At 69.5% G+C, this 15,975-nt stretch carries 13 protein-coding genes; 6 read left to right on the top strand and 7 right to left on the bottom strand.

Features of this window, described 5'->3' with window-relative positions; all coding sequences use genetic code 11:
* Positions 1 to 17: 17 nt before the first annotated feature.
* The gene (locus AB9O74_RS00505; protein ID WP_369348055.1) at positions 18 to 1,934 is read right to left on the bottom strand and encodes a DUF885 family protein; all 1,917 of its coding nucleotides are present in this window, start codon (positions 1,932 to 1,934) and stop codon (positions 18 to 20) included.
* 131 nt (positions 1,935 to 2,065) lie between these two features.
* Positions 2,066 to 2,743 carry a DUF502 domain-containing protein gene (locus AB9O74_RS00500; protein WP_070425632.1) on the bottom strand — a complete coding sequence of 226 codons (678 nt, stop codon included), beginning with the start codon at positions 2,741 to 2,743 and terminating at the stop codon, positions 2,066 to 2,068.
* Positions 2,744 to 2,821: 78 nt separating this feature from the next.
* On the opposite strand from AB9O74_RS00500, the gene AB9O74_RS00495 reads away from it, so the two are divergent.
* A complete protein-coding gene (locus tag AB9O74_RS00495; RefSeq protein ID WP_369348054.1) occupies positions 2,822 to 4,114 on the top strand; it encodes a hypothetical protein in 1,293 nt (430 codons plus the stop codon).
* Between the two features lie 22 nt (positions 4,115 to 4,136).
* Here AB9O74_RS00495 and AB9O74_RS00490 read toward each other — a convergent pair whose 3' ends face one another.
* The 5 genes from AB9O74_RS00490 to trxA all read right to left on the bottom strand — a co-directional run bounded on the left by AB9O74_RS00490 (position 4,137) and on the right by trxA (position 9,825).
* Positions 4,137 to 4,868 (bottom strand): hypothetical protein, encoded by a 732-nt coding sequence (locus AB9O74_RS00490; protein WP_369348053.1) that lies wholly within the window; start codon positions 4,866 to 4,868, stop codon positions 4,137 to 4,139.
* Positions 4,869 to 4,919: 51 nt separating this feature from the next.
* Entirely contained in the window at positions 4,920 to 5,384 is a 465-nt protein-coding gene (locus AB9O74_RS00485; protein WP_176989233.1) for a DUF4442 domain-containing protein, read from the bottom strand.
* 69 nt (positions 5,385 to 5,453) lie between these two features.
* Entirely contained in the window at positions 5,454 to 7,085 is a 1,632-nt protein-coding gene (locus tag AB9O74_RS00480) for a CHASE2 domain-containing protein (RefSeq protein WP_369348052.1), read from the bottom strand.
* Complete coding sequence (locus tag AB9O74_RS00475) at positions 7,082 to 8,686, bottom strand: FecR domain-containing protein (protein ID WP_369348237.1); 1,605 nt, start codon at positions 8,684 to 8,686, stop codon at positions 7,082 to 7,084. Before AB9O74_RS00475 ends, AB9O74_RS00480 begins: the two co-directional genes overlap by 4 nt.
* Positions 8,687 to 8,955: 269 nt before the next feature.
* Complete coding sequence (gene trxA, locus AB9O74_RS00470) at positions 8,956 to 9,825, bottom strand: thioredoxin (protein ID WP_369348051.1); 870 nt, start codon at positions 9,823 to 9,825, stop codon at positions 8,956 to 8,958.
* A 125-nt stretch (positions 9,826 to 9,950) separates the two neighbouring features.
* Here trxA and AB9O74_RS00465 point away from each other — a divergent pair, with 125 nt between their 5' ends.
* The 5 genes from AB9O74_RS00465 to nadD all read left to right on the top strand — a co-directional run bounded on the left by AB9O74_RS00465 (position 9,951) and on the right by nadD (position 15,925).
* Positions 9,951 to 10,562, top strand: a complete 612-nt coding sequence (locus tag AB9O74_RS00465) for a DUF998 domain-containing protein (RefSeq protein ID WP_369348050.1) — start codon at positions 9,951 to 9,953, stop codon at positions 10,560 to 10,562.
* Between the two features lie 186 nt (positions 10,563 to 10,748).
* Complete coding sequence (gene leuS, locus AB9O74_RS00460) at positions 10,749 to 13,397, top strand: leucine--tRNA ligase (protein ID WP_369348049.1); 2,649 nt, start codon at positions 10,749 to 10,751, stop codon at positions 13,395 to 13,397.
* Between the two features lie 162 nt (positions 13,398 to 13,559).
* A complete protein-coding gene (gene lptE / locus AB9O74_RS00455) occupies positions 13,560 to 14,186 on the top strand; it encodes an LPS assembly lipoprotein LptE (RefSeq protein ID WP_369348048.1) in 627 nt (208 codons plus the stop codon).
* 31 nt (positions 14,187 to 14,217) lie between these two features.
* Positions 14,218 to 15,255, top strand: coding sequence for a DNA polymerase III subunit delta (gene holA / locus AB9O74_RS00450; protein WP_179458294.1), 1,038 nt, complete (start codon positions 14,218 to 14,220; stop codon positions 15,253 to 15,255).
* A gap of 4 nt (positions 15,256 to 15,259) precedes the next feature.
* Positions 15,260 to 15,925 carry a nicotinate-nucleotide adenylyltransferase gene (nadD, locus tag AB9O74_RS00445; RefSeq protein ID WP_369348047.1) on the top strand — a complete coding sequence of 222 codons (666 nt, stop codon included), beginning with the start codon at positions 15,260 to 15,262 and terminating at the stop codon, positions 15,923 to 15,925.
* The last annotated feature ends 50 nt before the right edge of the window (positions 15,926 to 15,975 follow it).

Genomic DNA, 15,975 nt, shown 5'->3' with positions numbered 1-15,975 from the left:
CTCGTTTCCTTCGGGGGTCAGGGCGCAGGTGTTGTCGCACCCTTCTCGCTGGCGATCCAGCGGGCGATCTTGGCATCCAGGATGTCCAGCGGCATCGAGCCGTCGCGCAGGACTTCCTCATGGAAGCGGCGCGCGTCGAAACGCGGCCCCAGCGCCGCCTTGGCCTTGTCGCGCAGCTCCATCATCTTCAGCTCGCCCAGCCCGTTGGCCAGGGTCTGGCCGGGCAGGGCCATGAAGCGCTCGACTTCGGCGGTGGCATCGGCGGCGCTCATGTCCGCGGTCTTGACCAGGTAATCGACCGCCTGGCGCTTGCTCCAGCCCTGCGCGTGCACGCCGGTGTCGGCGGACATGCGCGCGGCGCGGGTCAGCGCGGCCTGCAGGTAGCCGATGCGCTCGTACGGATCCCGGTAGACGCCCAGTTCCTCGCCCAGCGATTCGGCATACAGGCCCCAGCCCTCGACGAAGGCGATATCGCCGCCCAGGCGACGGAAGCGCGGCAGCTTGTCCAGTTCCTGCTGCAGGCCCAGCTGCACGTGATGGCCCGGGACGCCCTCATGCAGGAACTGCATCGGCGCGGACCAGCGGCGGCGGCTCGGCAGATCGCCGGTGTTGATGTACAGCACGCCCGGGCGCATCCCGTCCGGCAGCGGCTGCTGGTAGCTCACCGCGCCGGCGGTGGCCGTGCGCTCGGGCTCGACCGCGCGGATCTCCATCGGCGCCTTCGGCAGCGTGCCGAGCAGGGTCGGCAGGCGCGCATTGACCTGGCTCTGCAGCTGCTTGTACCGGTTGATCAGCGCATCGGCGTTGGCGTACTGGAAATCGCGGTCGGTGCGCATGGTGCGCAGCAGCTTCTGCTGCGAGCCGCGAAGCCTGTTCTCTTTCATGATCGTGGCTATCTGCGCCTGCAGCGAGGCCACGCGCTGTTCGGCCAGTGCATGGATCTGCTCGGGCGTCAGCGTGGAGGCGGTGCTCTGCACGATGGTCTGCGCATACCAGGCCTTGCCGCCGGGCAGGCCGGCCAGGCCATCGGTGCTGCGTGCAGCGGGCAGGTACTCGGTGGCGATGAAACCACGCAGGGCGCGGTAGGACGGCATGATGCGGAACTCGATCATGCGCTTGTACTCGGCGGTGATCCGCGCCTTGTCGGCCGCCGGAAAATCCTCGGGCAGGTTGCGCACCGGCGCCCAGAAGATGCTCTCTTCGGCGGTCGGCTTGATCACCGCATCCAGCTGCGGCAGCACTTTTTCCATCAGATCGCGCGGCTGCACCACGCCGGCGGCCATGCCCTGGCGCATGTTCGCGATGGCCTGTTCGAACAGGGCGGGAATGCCCAGCGAGCGGCGCGACCAGCCGTCGTAATCCTGCACCGTGTTGAACGGTTGCGCGCCGGAGCCGGAGCCGAGGATGGCCATGATGCTGCCCAGGTTGTAGTACTGGCTCACCGGCAACATCCAGCCGGGGAACTGCTCGGCGGCCAGCGACATGCGCGCATCGCGCACGAAGATCTCGTAGCTGAGCAGGTCCTGGCCGGTCAGGCCGTCCGGACCGATCTTCTCGACCTTGCCCAGCCATTCCACGGTGAAGTCATGCGACTGCTGCCGATAGGCGGCCGAGAGGATGTTGGAGAGCTGATCGTTGTGGCGGCTGTCGCCCTGGAAGGTGGCCTGCAGCGGATTGAGCCGCATCGAGGCATCCCAGTATTCGTCGTAGATGCGGTCCAGCTGGGCGGCCTTGCTCTGCTGGCGCACCAGCGGCTGGCGGGCCGGGGCGGCGGCCGGGCGTGCACGCGGCTTGGCCTTGGGCTTGGCGGCGGGCCGGGACTGCGTCGCGGCGGGCCGGGTGGCCTTTTTCTTGGCAGCTTCGGCCGGGGCGGCGGCGCTGAAGGCCATCAATGCGGCGATGGCAAGCGCCAGGGCGCGGGCGGGGTGGGGCATCGGCTGTTTCCGTAAACGCACAGACACGGGAGCTTGCCCGATTCGCCTGCGTACGGCCAGCATCGATCCCCGGTCAGCTTTGTCATGTACGGCGCCCAGTCAGCTGCGGCAGCGCAGGGCTGCCGCAGGCATCAGCGATCGCCGGCGCGGGTGAACGGCATGGTTTCCGGGGCGACCGCGCCGCCGGAGATGATGAAACTCATCGCCTGGTCCACGGTCCAGTCGGTGGGCGTCAACAGCTCGACCGGCACGATTTCCAGATAGCCCGAGGTCGGATTGGGGGTGGTGGGTACGTATACGGCGGCCAGCTCGCGGCCGCTGCCTTCTTCCTTCATCACCCGCGTCACCAGGCCGACCGACTTCATGTCGCGATGCGGGAAGTCGATCAGCACCACGCGCTGGGTGCTGCCCGGTTCGGTCTGCAGCATGTCCAGCAGCTTCTTGGCGCTGTCGTAGATGATGCTCGCCAGCGGGATGCGCTTGATCACCGCACCGAACCAGCGCAGCAGGCGCTGGCCGATCACGCGGCGGCTGAGCACGCCGACCGACAGGATCACCAGCAGGGTGGCGGCCAGGGCGATGATGTCCTGCATCCACTCGACCTTGATCCAGCCCAGGTAATGCGGGAACGAGGCGGCGATCTGCTCGGACAGCGGCACCACCAGCGGGCTGGAGATGCCCGAGAGCAGCACGAACACGAATTTGACCACCACCCAGGTCAGCCAGATCGGCAGCAGGGTCAGCAGGCCGGTCAGGAACAGCCGCTGCAGGGAGGGACGCGGAACGAGTTGGGGGGCTTCGGGCGACATCCGCGCATTGTAGCGGGGGCGATGCCCGGTTTACGCTGCCGGTCCCCGCAGGACGCGGGGTCCGGGGAGAACACTGTGGTGAGGAATGGACTGAAATGGGTGGTCGTCTCGATCCTGAGCCTGCTGCTGGCCCTGGTCGGACTCTGGGCCGCCTCGCGGTTCTGGCCGCTGCCGGCCGAGCAGCGCGAGGCGATGCGGCTGCTGCAGGCACCGCTGCCCACGCCCGGCGCGAATGGCTTCAGCGCGTTGTGGACCCTGCGCCATGACGGCCTGGATGCCGCCGGCCGCGAGGCCGTGATGGCGCAGGATGCCGCGCGTTGGCGCCAGGGGACGCCCGGCCAGCGGCCCCAGGACTCCAGCGCGGACGGGCGCTACCCCACGACCCCGCGTCCGGGCTCGGCGAGCTGCGGCCGCCGGGCCGTCGGCTGTCTCGAGGCGGTGCGCGCCGACCCCGACAGGTTCCAGGCCGCGCATGCCGGCCACGAAGCGTTTCACCAGCGCGTGGCTGCGATCGCCGGCTACGGTCACTTCGTCTCCCCGTTCACGCCGTTCGACACCGACCCGATGGTGCCGCTGCCGGCCTTCCAGCCGGTGTTCGATCCGGTGTCCGCGCACGCGCTTGCCCATGTGCGTGGCGACAGTGGCGCCGCACTGGCCGGTGCCTGTGGGGACATCCTCAGTGGGCGCCGGATGGCCGGGCAGGGCGACACCCTGGTCACCAGCATGATCGGCGCGGCGATGGTGGAGAGCAACGCGCGGGTGCTGGCCGACATCCTGGTCGAACTGCCCGCGGATGCGCCCGTGCCTGCGGTCTGCGACGCTGCACTGGCGCCAATGACGCCTGACGAGCAGAGCCTGTGCACCGCGATGCGCGGTGAGTTCGCGCTGGCCGGGGCGGGGCTGCGTCTGTCGAGCGGGGATCCGGAGGGGAATCGCCTGCTGTTGGATGTGCCACGCACCCAGGCACGCATCGCGCCTCGCTACGCGTGGGCATGCGCGGCGAGCGCCGAGCTGGTGGCCGCGCGGGATGCGCCCACGCCGATTCCCGGGCCGGCGCAGGATCGCTTCGCCTGCATCGCCAATCCGCTGGGCTGCACCCTGGCCAACATCAGCGGACCGGACATGCGGCAGTACGCGGGCCGCCCGCAGGACGCCGCCGCGATGCTGCGCCTGGTGGCGGCGCAGCGCTGGCTGCGGCAACAGCCCGTGGAGGCGTCCGTGGCGCTGCAGACGTTGCCGGAGGCGCTGCGCTCGCCCACGCGCACGCCGGTGCTCAGCGAAGAGGGGCAGTGGTTGCAGGTGGATCGGCGCGTGGTCGTGGACGAGCTCGGGCCGACACTGCGGGTGCCGATGCGCGCGCCGGCACGGTAAGCGGCGCGCGGTTGGCGGCGTCCTAGCGGTCGTCCGTCGCTTCCAGCGGCTGGAATGCACTGCCATCGCCCACCGTCTCCAGCGTCCAGCGGCGTGGCGTGGTGAGCGTCTCCCAGCGCACGCTGTCTTCGTCCGAGTCGATGCTGCCCTCGGTGTAGCGCACGCGGCGGGTCGCGTAGTTGATGCTCAGGCTTTCGGTGTGCCCCGAGTTGCGCATCAGCGAGCTGTTGTCGTAGCCGATCAACGCGAAAGCGCCGTCCTGCCAGCGGAAGGTGAAGCTGGCCGAACCCGTCGACCAGCTGCCGGCGTTGGAGAAGAAGTACAGCGTGGTGCGCAGCGTGCCGCGCACGATCGAGACGCCGGGACCGTCCTCGAAGACATCGGACAGGTTCGGCGCCTCGTGGCGGGTGATCAACGTGTGGTTCTGCGCGGCGAGCGTGTAACCGCCCGCCGGACCAGCGAACGCAATGGCGAGCATGCGCGGGTTGCTGTCCAGCGGGCTGATGCCGAAGCCATCGTGTTCGACGATGTTGCGCGGATCCTGCTGGCGCAGCACCAGAACGAGATCATCGCGTTTGTCGCCGTTGAGATCGCCGCTGAGCTGTTCCTCGATGCGCCACCCGGACGGCAGGAAACCCTCGGCCGTGGTGGCGCGCGCCGGCAGCACCGGATAGTCGACCGGCGGTATCCGCAGTTCCTGCGCAGACGCGGTCAGGGCGGTGAGCAGCAGCGGGGTCAACAGGAGCAGGCGCATGGTCTTCCGTGGCGGTGATCAGGCGCGCGAGCATAGCAAGCGCGACAGGACTCACCCCGCGCGTTGGCGTGCCTCGGGCTTGAGCCGCAGGTAGACCTGCTTGCGCACGCGGGCGATCACCTCGCCGTTGGCATCGACGATGTCATTGCTGAACCAGTGCAGGTATTTCCCGCCGCTGGCGGTGGCGGCGCGCAGCTGGTCGAGCAGTGCCTCGTCCAGCCGGAACTCGGCCACCACCGTGCCGCGTCCCGGCTTGAGGAACTCGATCTCGCCGGCGCGATCCCAGACGTAGTAATCACGGCCGAGGTTCTGCATCACGGTGAGCATCCAGAACGGATCGGTCATCGCGAACAGGCTGCCGCCGAAATGCGTGCCCACGTAGTTGCGGTTCCACGGGCGCATGCGCAGCTCGACGCGCACATGGCGGTAGTCCGGACTGACATCGGTCACGTGGATGCCGGTGAACAGGAACGGCGGCCATAGATTGATGCCGTGGCGGAAGACGGAGGCCTTCATTCGGATCACGTCACGCTGGGGAGGTGATCGGAGTCTACCATTCGCTTGCGTATGGTGGGCGGTGGAGGCTCAGCCGGGGCCGCCGTCGTCGACCGCATAGCCGTTCCGCCCCGCGGCCTTGGCCTGGTAAAGCGCCGCGTCGGCCCCTTCGAAATAATGCCGAGGTTCCGTGCCGGGGCTCGGGATGCGGGTGAACACGCCCGCGCTCAGGGTGATATGCGTGGTCGCGCCGCGGCCGGCTGGAATCTCCAGGCCCTGCGCCCGGGCCACCAGATCCTGCACCACCTGCACCGCGCCTTCCGGCGTGGTGTCGGGCAGGATCAGCGCGAACTCGTCGCCGCCGAAGCGGGCGGCCATGTCACGCGGACGACGCGCGTGCGCACGGATTTCCTGGGCGATCCGGCGCAGCACGGTGTCGCCGGCCTGATGACCGAACTCATCGTTGTGGCGCTTGAAGTGATCCACGTCGATCAGCACCAGACTCAGCGGCCGCCCGCTGCGCCGGCCGGCGTCGTGCTCGGCCTGCAGGGTCTGCTCGAAGCGCAGCCGGTTGCCCAAGCCGGTGAGCGCATCGCTGTTGGCCTGGCGCCGCCAGGCGCTGACCCGCCACAGCGTCCACGCCAGCAGCACGGTCAACATGCCGGTCAAGGCCGCGGCCGGTGCGAACCAGAGATTGCCCGCACGCAGCAGGGCGAAGCTGAGCAGCAGCGTCAGCGGCAGGGCGAGCACCCCGCTCAGCCACGCCCGCGGCAGCGTCAGCAACAGGCAGCACAGCGCCACCAGCAGCCCGGTGAGGGCACTCTGCCCGGCCGACGGCAGCGGGTTGATCACCTTGTCGGCAAGCAGCATCGAGGCGACATTGGCCTGGTACTCGCTGCCGCTCATCCAGCGCTCGCGGGTGGTCGGGGTGAGCAGGCGCGGCGTGATGCCGCTGGCGGTCATGCCGACCAGCACCAGGCGCCCGCGCAGCAGCGCCGGGTCGACGTCGCCGTCGAGCACATCCGCGTAGGACACCTGCGGGAACCGTTCGGGCGGTCCGGCGTAGCGCACGCGCACGTAATGGTCGCGGCGCCACTGGTAGGGTGAGGCCACCGTCGGCTGGTCGTCGTGCAGGCCGGGCAGCGGCCCCTGCGTGTCGGCCAGTGCCAGTCCAAGCGCCGGCCAGTGCGGTGCGCCGATCCCGGCGGTGAGGTATAGCCCACGCGCGACGCCATCGCCGTCGACTTCGATATCAGTGTGGCCCAGGCTGGCCGCGTTGGCGGCGATCAGCGGGATCGGCAGCAGTTCCTCGGCCATGCGCGGGCCACTGGCCGGCGCGGCCAGCACCGGCAGCACCACGTGTCCGTTGCGGCGGATCGCCGCCGCCAGTTCCGCATCCTGGGTGCTGTCCTGGCGATCCGGTTCGGACAGCATCAGGTCCAGCACCACGCGCTCGGCGCCGGCGTCGGTGAGCCGGTCCAGCAGGCGTGCGTGGGTGCCGCGCGGCCACGGCCACTGGCCAAGCTGCTGCAGGCTGTTGTCGTCGATCGCCACGATCAGCAGGCGCGCATCCGGCGTGTACTCCCAGCCGCCGACGTACGCGTCGTAGACCGCCTCATCCTGTTTCCAGAACCACTGCCAGTGACTGGCCACGACCGCCAGCGCGCCGACCAGGGCGGCCAGCACGATGCGTTGCGGCCAGGGCAGGTGCAGGGGGGTCACAACAGCAGCCACAACAGCAGTGCACCACCCCCGGCGGCGTAACAGGTGCGGCACGGCAGGGCGATCTGCTGCGCCGGCGAAAACGGACCGGCGTAACCGTCCTCGTCGATGTACTGGACGCGCACGTGCAGCGTGCCGCGCCAGGGGCGCTTGATCGACACCTCCGGCTGGTCGAGCTCGCGGTCGAGCAGCGGCGCGCTGAAATCGCCGCGGCGGTCCAGCTGCACGCGATAGCGCTGGCCGGGTTCGCCGGCCTGCCACCGCAGCGTCAGCTGGCCTTTGGCGGCTTCGGGCGGCTGCAGGGCCGGGTCGACCGGCAGATCGGTGATGGTCAGCGGCAGGGGCTGGCCGAAACGGCCGCGATGGCCGTTGCGGTCCACCGACGCCACCCGCCAGACGTAGTCGCCGGGCGCCAGGTCCTGGCCCGGACGCAGATGCGTGCCGCGGCCGTCCTGCTCCAGCACCGGGGCGAGGAACTGCGGATCGCGGGCGATCTGCAGCACGGTGCGCTCGGCATCGGCGACCCGGGCCCACTCGAAGCGCGGTCGGGCACTGTTGACGGTCTGGCCATGCAGCGGGCGCACGGTCAGCGGTGCGACCGGCTGGTCACGCACCTCGAAATCCTGCCCGGCATCCAGGCCTTCGACCTGCGCCACGCTGACCGCCCGCACCAGCACGCGGAGCTCGCCCGGCGGCAGGTCGGGCAGGGTGAGCGCGGTGGCGTCGGTGTCGCGCGCGAACATCAGCACGTCGGGTTGATCGGCGCGGACGACTTCGACCCGGTAGCCGACGGCGTCCGTCACCGGCTGCCAGGCCAGGGCCGCGGGCAGGGTGGCCAGCCGCTGCGGATCGGTGGACAGCACGGGCGCGGGCAGCAAGGCTTCCACGCCGGCCGGTCGGGCATCGAGCGAGGGGCTGCGCGTGGCCTGGCCACGGGTGACCAGGCGCTGGCCGCGGCGGTTGCCGACCTGCACGCGCCCTTCCAGCACTTCGGTCGCCGCGCCGCGGCCCTCGAGGCCGGCGCTGACCCGGAACACGGTGCCACGCACGCTGCTGGTCGCGGTGGGCGCATCGATGATGAAGCGCGACGCCGGACCATTGGCGGGCGTCACCCGGTTGCTGGCGCGGCCCTGCTCCAGGCGCAGGCGGGTGTCGACCATGCCGGTGTGGCCGTAGCGGGAGAGCTGATCGAAGCGCAGGCGCGAACGTTCGCGCAGCTGCAGGCGCGAGTCATCGGCGAACACCACGGTGACGCTGGCATCCTCGCCGGTGACAAGTTCCTGGCCGATCCGCAGCAGATCGCCTTCCAGCACATCGCGGCGGGGCTGACCGTCGGCCTGGCTCTGCACCGGGCCGCGGACGGCGAGCACCCGCGCCGGGGCGGGTTGCACCTGCAGCCAGGCCACCGGGAAGCGCAGCTGGCTGCCGGGCGGCAGGCGGTAGGGATCGGCGATGCGGTTGTGCGACTGCAGCTGTTCCCAGGCGATGCTCGGTTTCAGGTAGCGGGCGCTGAGGTCCCAGATCGTATCGCCGGGCCGGACCCGGTAGGTCCAATCCTGGGCCAGGAGCGGCGCGGCGGACAGCATCAAGGCCACCAGCATCAACAGGCGGGCAGCCAAAGAGAAACAAGGCAATCGGGTCAATCTCACGGTCGTTCACGGCCCTGCAAGGCGGGGCGCAGCCAAGTAGGCCGCCATGGCCCAGACCTCATCCTCCCCGATGGATCGCGGCCTCCAATGGGCCGCGGCGGCATTATTGCCCGGGAGCCGTGCAGGGTTTCTGAACGTGATTCACGTCACACATCGAAGACGAGCGTTCGGATAGACAACTTTGCAGGGCCAGCGCACCGGCAGGCGCTGGCCCTGATCGATCAGAACAGCAGCGACGCCATCCGGCGGCGGTACTGGCCGACCAGATCTTCATCCTCGATCACCTTGAAGGCGTCGATCAGCAGCTTGCGCGGGCGACCGTCGTCATACGTGCGGTCCCGCCGCAGCATGTCCAGGAACTGCTCCAGCGCGGCCGCGTCCTGCCCGGACAGCAGCAGCTGCACGCCACGCAGGTGGCGGGCCTGCAGATCGTCGCCGTTCGCGGCAATGCGGGCGTCCAGCACCTCGGCAGCCGGCGCGTCCTGCAGCGCGCTGGCGAACTCCAGGCGGGCCCGGGCGCGCACGGCGCGATCATCGGTGGACAGATTGGCCGGCAGCGCATCGATCAGTGCCGTGGCTTCGGCGGTGGCGCCGGTCTGCAGCAGGGCCAGGGCGAGGTCGAGCTTGAGCTCCTCCTTGTCCGGCTCGGCGGCGATGGCCGCGCGCAGCACGTCGACCTGGGCCTGCGGATCGAGCGGAGCGGCTTCGACGGCGTCCTCGGCTTCGGCTTCTGCTGCGGCCTCCAGCGGCACCACGCCATGCTGGGTCAGGAACTCGCGCAGCTGACCTTCCGGTACCGCGCCGGGGAAACCATCGACGATCTGCCCGCCCTTGACCAGGAACACGGTCGGCACCGAGCGGATCTGGAAGGCGGCCGCGATCTGCTGTTCCTTGTCGACATCGACCTTGGCCAGCTCGAAGGCACCGTGGTATTCGCCGGCCAGCTTTTCCAGCATCGGGCCCAGGGTCTTGCAGGGGCCGCACCAGGTGGCCCAGAAATCGACCAGCACGGGGGTCTGCAGGGATTTCTGCAGGACCTCGGTCTCGAAGGTCTCGGTGGTGGCGTCAAATACGTGCGGCAGATCGCTCATGGTTTCAGATCAACGGGAAACTGGAGAGGAAGTGTATGGTGCCGCCCGCCGCCGGACGCAACCCCACGGGCGGAATCGGCCGGGAACGGCGACAATGCAGGCCTTGTGAACAGGCCGGGTGCAGCATGTCGGGACTTCATCGTTGGGAACGTGCGCTCGGCATTGCCGCTGCCGTGTTGTTCGTGGGCGCAGTGCTGGGCTTCGGCGCAGCGCTGCCGCTGTTCGATCCGATCGGCCACCCGGTCGCGCTGCTCGGCGCGATGGGCGTGCCGCATGCGCTGGCGTTCAACATCGTCGGCTTCGCGCTGCCGGGCCTGCTCGCCAGCCTCGTCGCCCTGCGCCTGCTGCTGCGGGTGCCGCGGACGGCGCCCTGGTCGATGCGGGTGGGCGCGCAGCTGCTGATGCTGGCCGGGGTCGGCTTTACCGCGATGGGGGTGTTGCCGCTGGATACCAGCGATCTGGACAATCCCGCCAGCCAGTACCACGCCAGTGCGTGGATGGTCTGGGTGCTGGCCTTCGTGCCCGGGGCGGTGATGTCCGGGATCGGTGCGCTGCGGCTGCCGGCGTGGCAGGCCGTGGGCGCGCTGCACCTGGCTTGCGGGCTGGGCGTGCTGCTGTCGGCCTTCGCGCTGCAGGTGCTGCTGCCGGCGCCGCTGGCCCAGCGGGTGGCCTTCGGTGTGTGGCTGGTCTGGCTGGTCGCGGTGCTGCCGCTGGCCCCGGGCGCGCGCCGCGCCTGAGCGCGGTTTGCCCGCCGCTGCGCCCCGGCACCGCGCCGGGACCAGGGCAGGGCGATGACGTATTTGGCCAATCCCCAGTCAATTCAATGAGATGACGGGTTTGGGCGATGCGGTGGGCACCGTCGATTGGAGCCCTTTGCCGCACTGCGGTACCCTGTGCCGCTTTGCCGCCGCACTAGCGTTTTTATGACCAGCGTCGAACCCAACGTTTACGATCCGCAGCAGGTTGAATCCGCCGCCCAGCAGTATTGGGATGCCACCCGTGCCTTCGAGGTCACCGAGACTTCGGACAAGCCGAAGTTCTACTGCCTTTCGATGCTGCCGTATCCGTCCGGTGCGCTGCACATGGGCCACGTGCGCAATTACACGATCGGCGACGTGATCAGCCGCTACAAGCGGATGACCGGTCACAACGTGCTGCAGCCGATGGGCTGGGATGCGTTCGGCCTGCCGGCCGAGAACGCGGCGATCAAGAACAAGACCGCGCCGGCCAAGTGGACCTACGCCAACATCGAGCACATGCGTGGCCAGTTCAAGGCCATGGGCTATGCGATCGACTGGTCGCGCGAGTTCGCCACCTGCACGCCCGAGTACTACGTGCACGAGCAGCGCATGTTCACCCGCCTGATGCGCAAGGGCCTGGCCTACCGCCGCAACGCGGTGGTGAACTGGGACCCGATCGACCAGACCGTGCTGGCCAACGAGCAGGTCATCGACGGCCGTGGCTGGCGCTCCGGCGCACTGGTGGAAAAGCGCGAGATCCCGCAGTGGTTCCTGCGCATCACCGATTACGCCCAGGAACTGCTGGACGGCCTGGACGAACTGCCGGGCTGGCCGGATTCGGTCAAGACCATGCAGCGCAACTGGATCGGCCGCTCGGAAGGGCTGGAGATCCAGTTCGACGTGCGTGATGCCGACGGCAGCACGCTGGACCCGCTTCGCGTGTTCACCACCCGCCCGGACACCGTGATGGGCGTGACCTTCGTGTCGATCGCCGGCGAGCATCCGCTGGCGCAGCATGCGGCGAAGTCCAACCCGGCGCTGGCCGCGCTGCTGGCCGAGATGAAGCAGGGCGGCGTGTCCGAGGCTGAACTGGAAACCCAGGAAAAGCGCGGCATGGACACCGGCCTGCGCGCCATCCATCCGGTCACCGGCGCCCAGGTGCCGGTCTGGGTCGCCAACTTCGTGCTGATGGGCTACGGCACCGGCGCGGTGATGGCCGTTCCCGGCCACGACCAGCGCGACAATGAATTCGCCAACAAGTACGGCCTGCCGATCCGCCAGGTCATCGCGTTGAAGTCGCTGCGCAAGGAAGAAAGCGCGTACGACGCCACCCGCTGGCAGGACTGGTACGGCGACAAGACCCGCGAGACCGAGCTGGTCAACTCCGAAGAGTTCGACGGGCTGGATTTCCAGGGCGCCTTCGAGGCATTGGCCGAGCGTTTCGAGCGCAAGGCCCAGGGCCAGCGCCGCGTCAACTACCGCCTGCGCGACTGGGGCGTGAGCCGCCAGCGCTACTGGGGCTGCCCGATCCCGGTGATCTACTGCCCGAAGTGCGGCGCCCTGCCGGTACCGGAAGAGCAGCTGCCGGTGATCCTGCCGGAGAACGTCAACTTCGTCGGCACCGGTTCGCCGATCAAGGCCGATCCGGAATGGCGCAAGACCACCTGCCCGGACTGCGGCGGCGCGGCCGAGCGCGAGACCGACACCTTCGATACCTTCATGGAATCGAGCTGGTACTACGCGCGGTACACCTCGCCGGGCGCCCGTGATGCGGTCGACAAGCGCGGCAACTACTGGCTGCCGGTCGATCAGTACATCGGCGGCATCGAGCACGCGATCCTGCACCTGATGTACTTCCGTTTCTTCCACAAGCTGCTGCGTGATGCGCGCATGGTGGACAGCAACGAGCCGGCGCAGAACCTGCTGTGCCAGGGCATGGTGATCGCCGAAACCTACTACCGCCCGAACCCGGACGGCTCCAAGGACTGGATCAACCCGGCCGATGTCGATGTGCAGCGCGACGAGCGCGGCCGCATCGTCGGCGCGACCCTGATCGCCGACGGCCAGCCGGTGGTGATCGGCGGCACCGAGAAGATGTCCAAGTCCAAGAACAACGGCGTGGACCCGCAGGTGATGGTGGGCAAGTACGGCGCCGATACCGTTCGCCTGTTCTCGATGTTCGCCGCCCCGCCGGAACAGTCGCTGGAATGGAACGAAGCCGGCGTGGATGGCATGGCCCGCTTCCTGCGCCGCCTGTGGGCACAGGTGCAGAAGCACGCCGCCGACGGTGCCGCCCCGGCGCTGGACGTGGCCGTACTGAACGCCGAGCAGAAGGCGCTCCGCCGCAAGACGCATGAAACCATCGGCAAGGTCGGCGACGACTACGGCCGCCGCCACAGCTTCAACACCGCGATCGCCGCGGTGATGGAACTGATGAACGCGCTGGCCAAGTTCGATGACGTCAGCGAGCAGGGCCGTGCGGTCCGCCAGGAAGCGCTGCGTGCCACCGTGCTGCTGCTCAACCCGATCACCCCGCATGCCAGCCATGCGTTGTGGCAGGTGCTGGGCCACGCCGAGGAACTGCTGGAAGACCAGGCGTTCCCGCAGGCCGATCCGGCCGCGCTGGTGCGCGATGCGGTGACGCTGGCGGTGCAGGTCAACGGCAAGCTGCGCGGCACCATCGACGTCGCCGCCGATGCCCCGCGCGACCAGATCGAAGCGCTGGGCCTGGCCGAGCCGAACGCGGCCAAGTTCCTGGAAGGTCTGACCGTGCGCAAGATCATCATCGTGCCCGGCAAGATCGTGAACATCGTGGCGGCCCCGCAGGGCTGATCCTGTCGTGCCACCGGGTGCCTGTGCGCCCGGTGGCACGGATCTCCAGGGACCGATACGGGACGCGCCGCGCGGGCGGTCCGGTATCAAGTCCTGTTCACGCGGCATCCGGCACGATCACCGCTTGTTGCCGCGACCGCCCGGCTCCTACAGACTGTGTCCATGACCCGATTCCTGCTTGCCCTTGTCCTGACCGCAACCCTCGCCGGGTGCGGCTTCCATCTGCGCAACAAGTTGATGCTGCCGGCCGATACCGCGGCGGTGCAGGTGGTCTCCACCGCGCCTTACAGCGAACTGGTCAAGTTGCTGCGCCGTGGCCTGCAGGCCTCCGGAGCGCAGATCGCCGACAGCGACAGCAGCGAGCCGGCGGCCCAGCTGCAGGTGCTGTCCGAACGTTGGGGCGATCTGCCGATCGCGATCGATGCCCAGGGCCGTGCCCAGGAGTACAGCCTGCGCTACGCGGTGATCTTCATCTTCCGCCGCGAAGATGGCAGTGAACTGGTGCCGCAGCAGGTGATCGAACTCTCGCGCGATTACGTGTCGCCGCCGACCGACGCCACCGGTACCACCACCGAGCGCGAAATCCTCGCCGACGAACTGCGTCGCGAGATGTCCGCCTCGATCATGCGCCGCATCGACAGCGTGGTCCGCGCCGAGCTGGAGCACGGCCGTGCCCCGGCCAAGCCGGGCACCCCGCCGGTGGAGACGCCGGTCGAGCTGCCGGCGGCCACCCCGGCTTCGACGATCCCGACGCCGGCGGTACCCGCCGACGTTCCGCAGGGGCGCTGAGTCCGGTCCGCCTGCGGATCGGCCTGCCCGCATGGAACTTCGCCCCGAACAGCTCGCCAGCCAACCGGCCAGCCAGCCGTTGGCACCGGTCTACCTGATCGCGGGGCCCGAGACGCTGCGCGTGCTTGAAGCGGCCGATGCCGTGCGGGCACGTGCCCGCGCCGATGGCGTCAACGAACGCGAAGTGTTCGATGCCGATGGCCGCGACTTCGACTGGAACCAGCTCGACGCCAGCTTCAACGCGCCCAGCCTGTTCAGTGCGCGTCGCCTGATGGAACTGCGCCTGCCCAGCGGCAAGCCGGGCAAGGAAGGCGCGGAGGTGATCAGCCAGTTCTGCGCCAATCCGGCCCCGGACGTGATCCTGCTGATCACCTGCAACGAATGGAGCAAGGCGCACCAGACCAAGTGGGCCGATGCCGTCGGCCGCGCCGGGGTGATCTCGGTGGCCTGGGCGATCAAGCCGCATGAACTGACCGAGTGGATCGAGCGCCGCCTGCGCGGCAAGGGCCTGCGCGCCGATCCCCAGGCCGTGCAGCGCCTGGCCGAGCGGGTGGAGGGCAATCTGCTGGCCGCCGCCCAGGAAATCGACAAGCTGGCCCTGCTGGCCGATGGCCAGACCCTGGACGTGGAGACCATGGAGTCGCTGGTGGCCGATGCCGCCCGTTATGACGTCTTCCGCCTGGTCGAAGCGACCTTCTCCGGCCAGCCCGCCGCCGTGCTGCGCATGATCGCCGGCCTGCGTGCCGAAGGCGAAGCCGTGGCCGCGCTGACCCCGATCGTGATCCGCGAGCTGCTCTCCACCGCCGGCCTGGCGCGGGTGCAGGCGCGCGGTGGCAACCTGGCCGCGGAAATGAAGAGCCGTGGCATCTGGGAATCGCGGCAGGCGCCCTTCAAGCGCGCGCTGCAGCGTCACCCCGAGGTCAAGCGCTGGGAGCGCTTCGTGGCCGAGGCCGGGCTGGTGGACCGCATCGCCAAGGGGCGCGCCGACGGCGATGCCTGGCTGGCGCTGGAGCGGTTGCTGATCGCCGTGTCCGAAGCCCGTGCCGTGCGCCTGCTCGCCCGGGCCTGAGCCCATGGGGCTGCGCATCTATTACGGCGGGACCTTCGATCCCGTCCATCTGGGCCACCTGGCCATTGCCCGTGCCGCACGCGACCAGCTGCAGGTCGCCGTGCGCCTGCTGCCGGCCGCCGATCCGCCGCACCGCGCCACCCCCGGCGCCGACGCCGCGCAACGCCTGGCGATGCTGGGCCTGGCCATCGGCGACGAGCCCGGCCTGCTGCTCGACCGCCGCGAGCTGGACCGGGCCGCGCGCAGCCCCGGCGTGCCGTCCTATACCGTCGATACGTTGCGCGAGCTGCGCGCCGAGCTGGGCCCGCGCCAGCCGATCGCCTGGCTGGTCGGTGCCGACAGCCTGCTGGCCCTGCCCAGCTGGCACGCGTGGACCGCGCTGTTCGATCTGGCGCATTTCATCGTCGCCGACCGCCCGGGCAGCCCCTTGGCCGACACGCTCGACCCGGTCCTGGCACAGGCCCTGGAAGGGCGCTGGGCCAGCCATGAGCGCGCGCTGTTCACCGCCCCGGCCGGGCGCCTGCTGCGCCTGCAGGCCCCGCTGCGCGAGGAATCGGCCACCGCCGTGCGGACCCGGATCCAGGCCGGTGGCCCCTGGCAGGAGTTGCTGCCCGAGCCGGTGGCCGGCTATATCCTCGACCACCGCCTGTACGGCGCGACACCGTCGTGAATACGCGCGGGCGCGCTGCCCCGTATAATCGACCCCACATTTATCGAGTT

The sequence above is a fragment of the Stenotrophomonas sp. JAG2 genome (assembly GCF_041080745.1).
Classification (GTDB): domain Bacteria; phylum Pseudomonadota; class Gammaproteobacteria; order Xanthomonadales; family Xanthomonadaceae; genus Stenotrophomonas; species Stenotrophomonas maltophilia_AA.
This window is presented reverse-complemented; position numbering and strand designations above follow the sequence as displayed.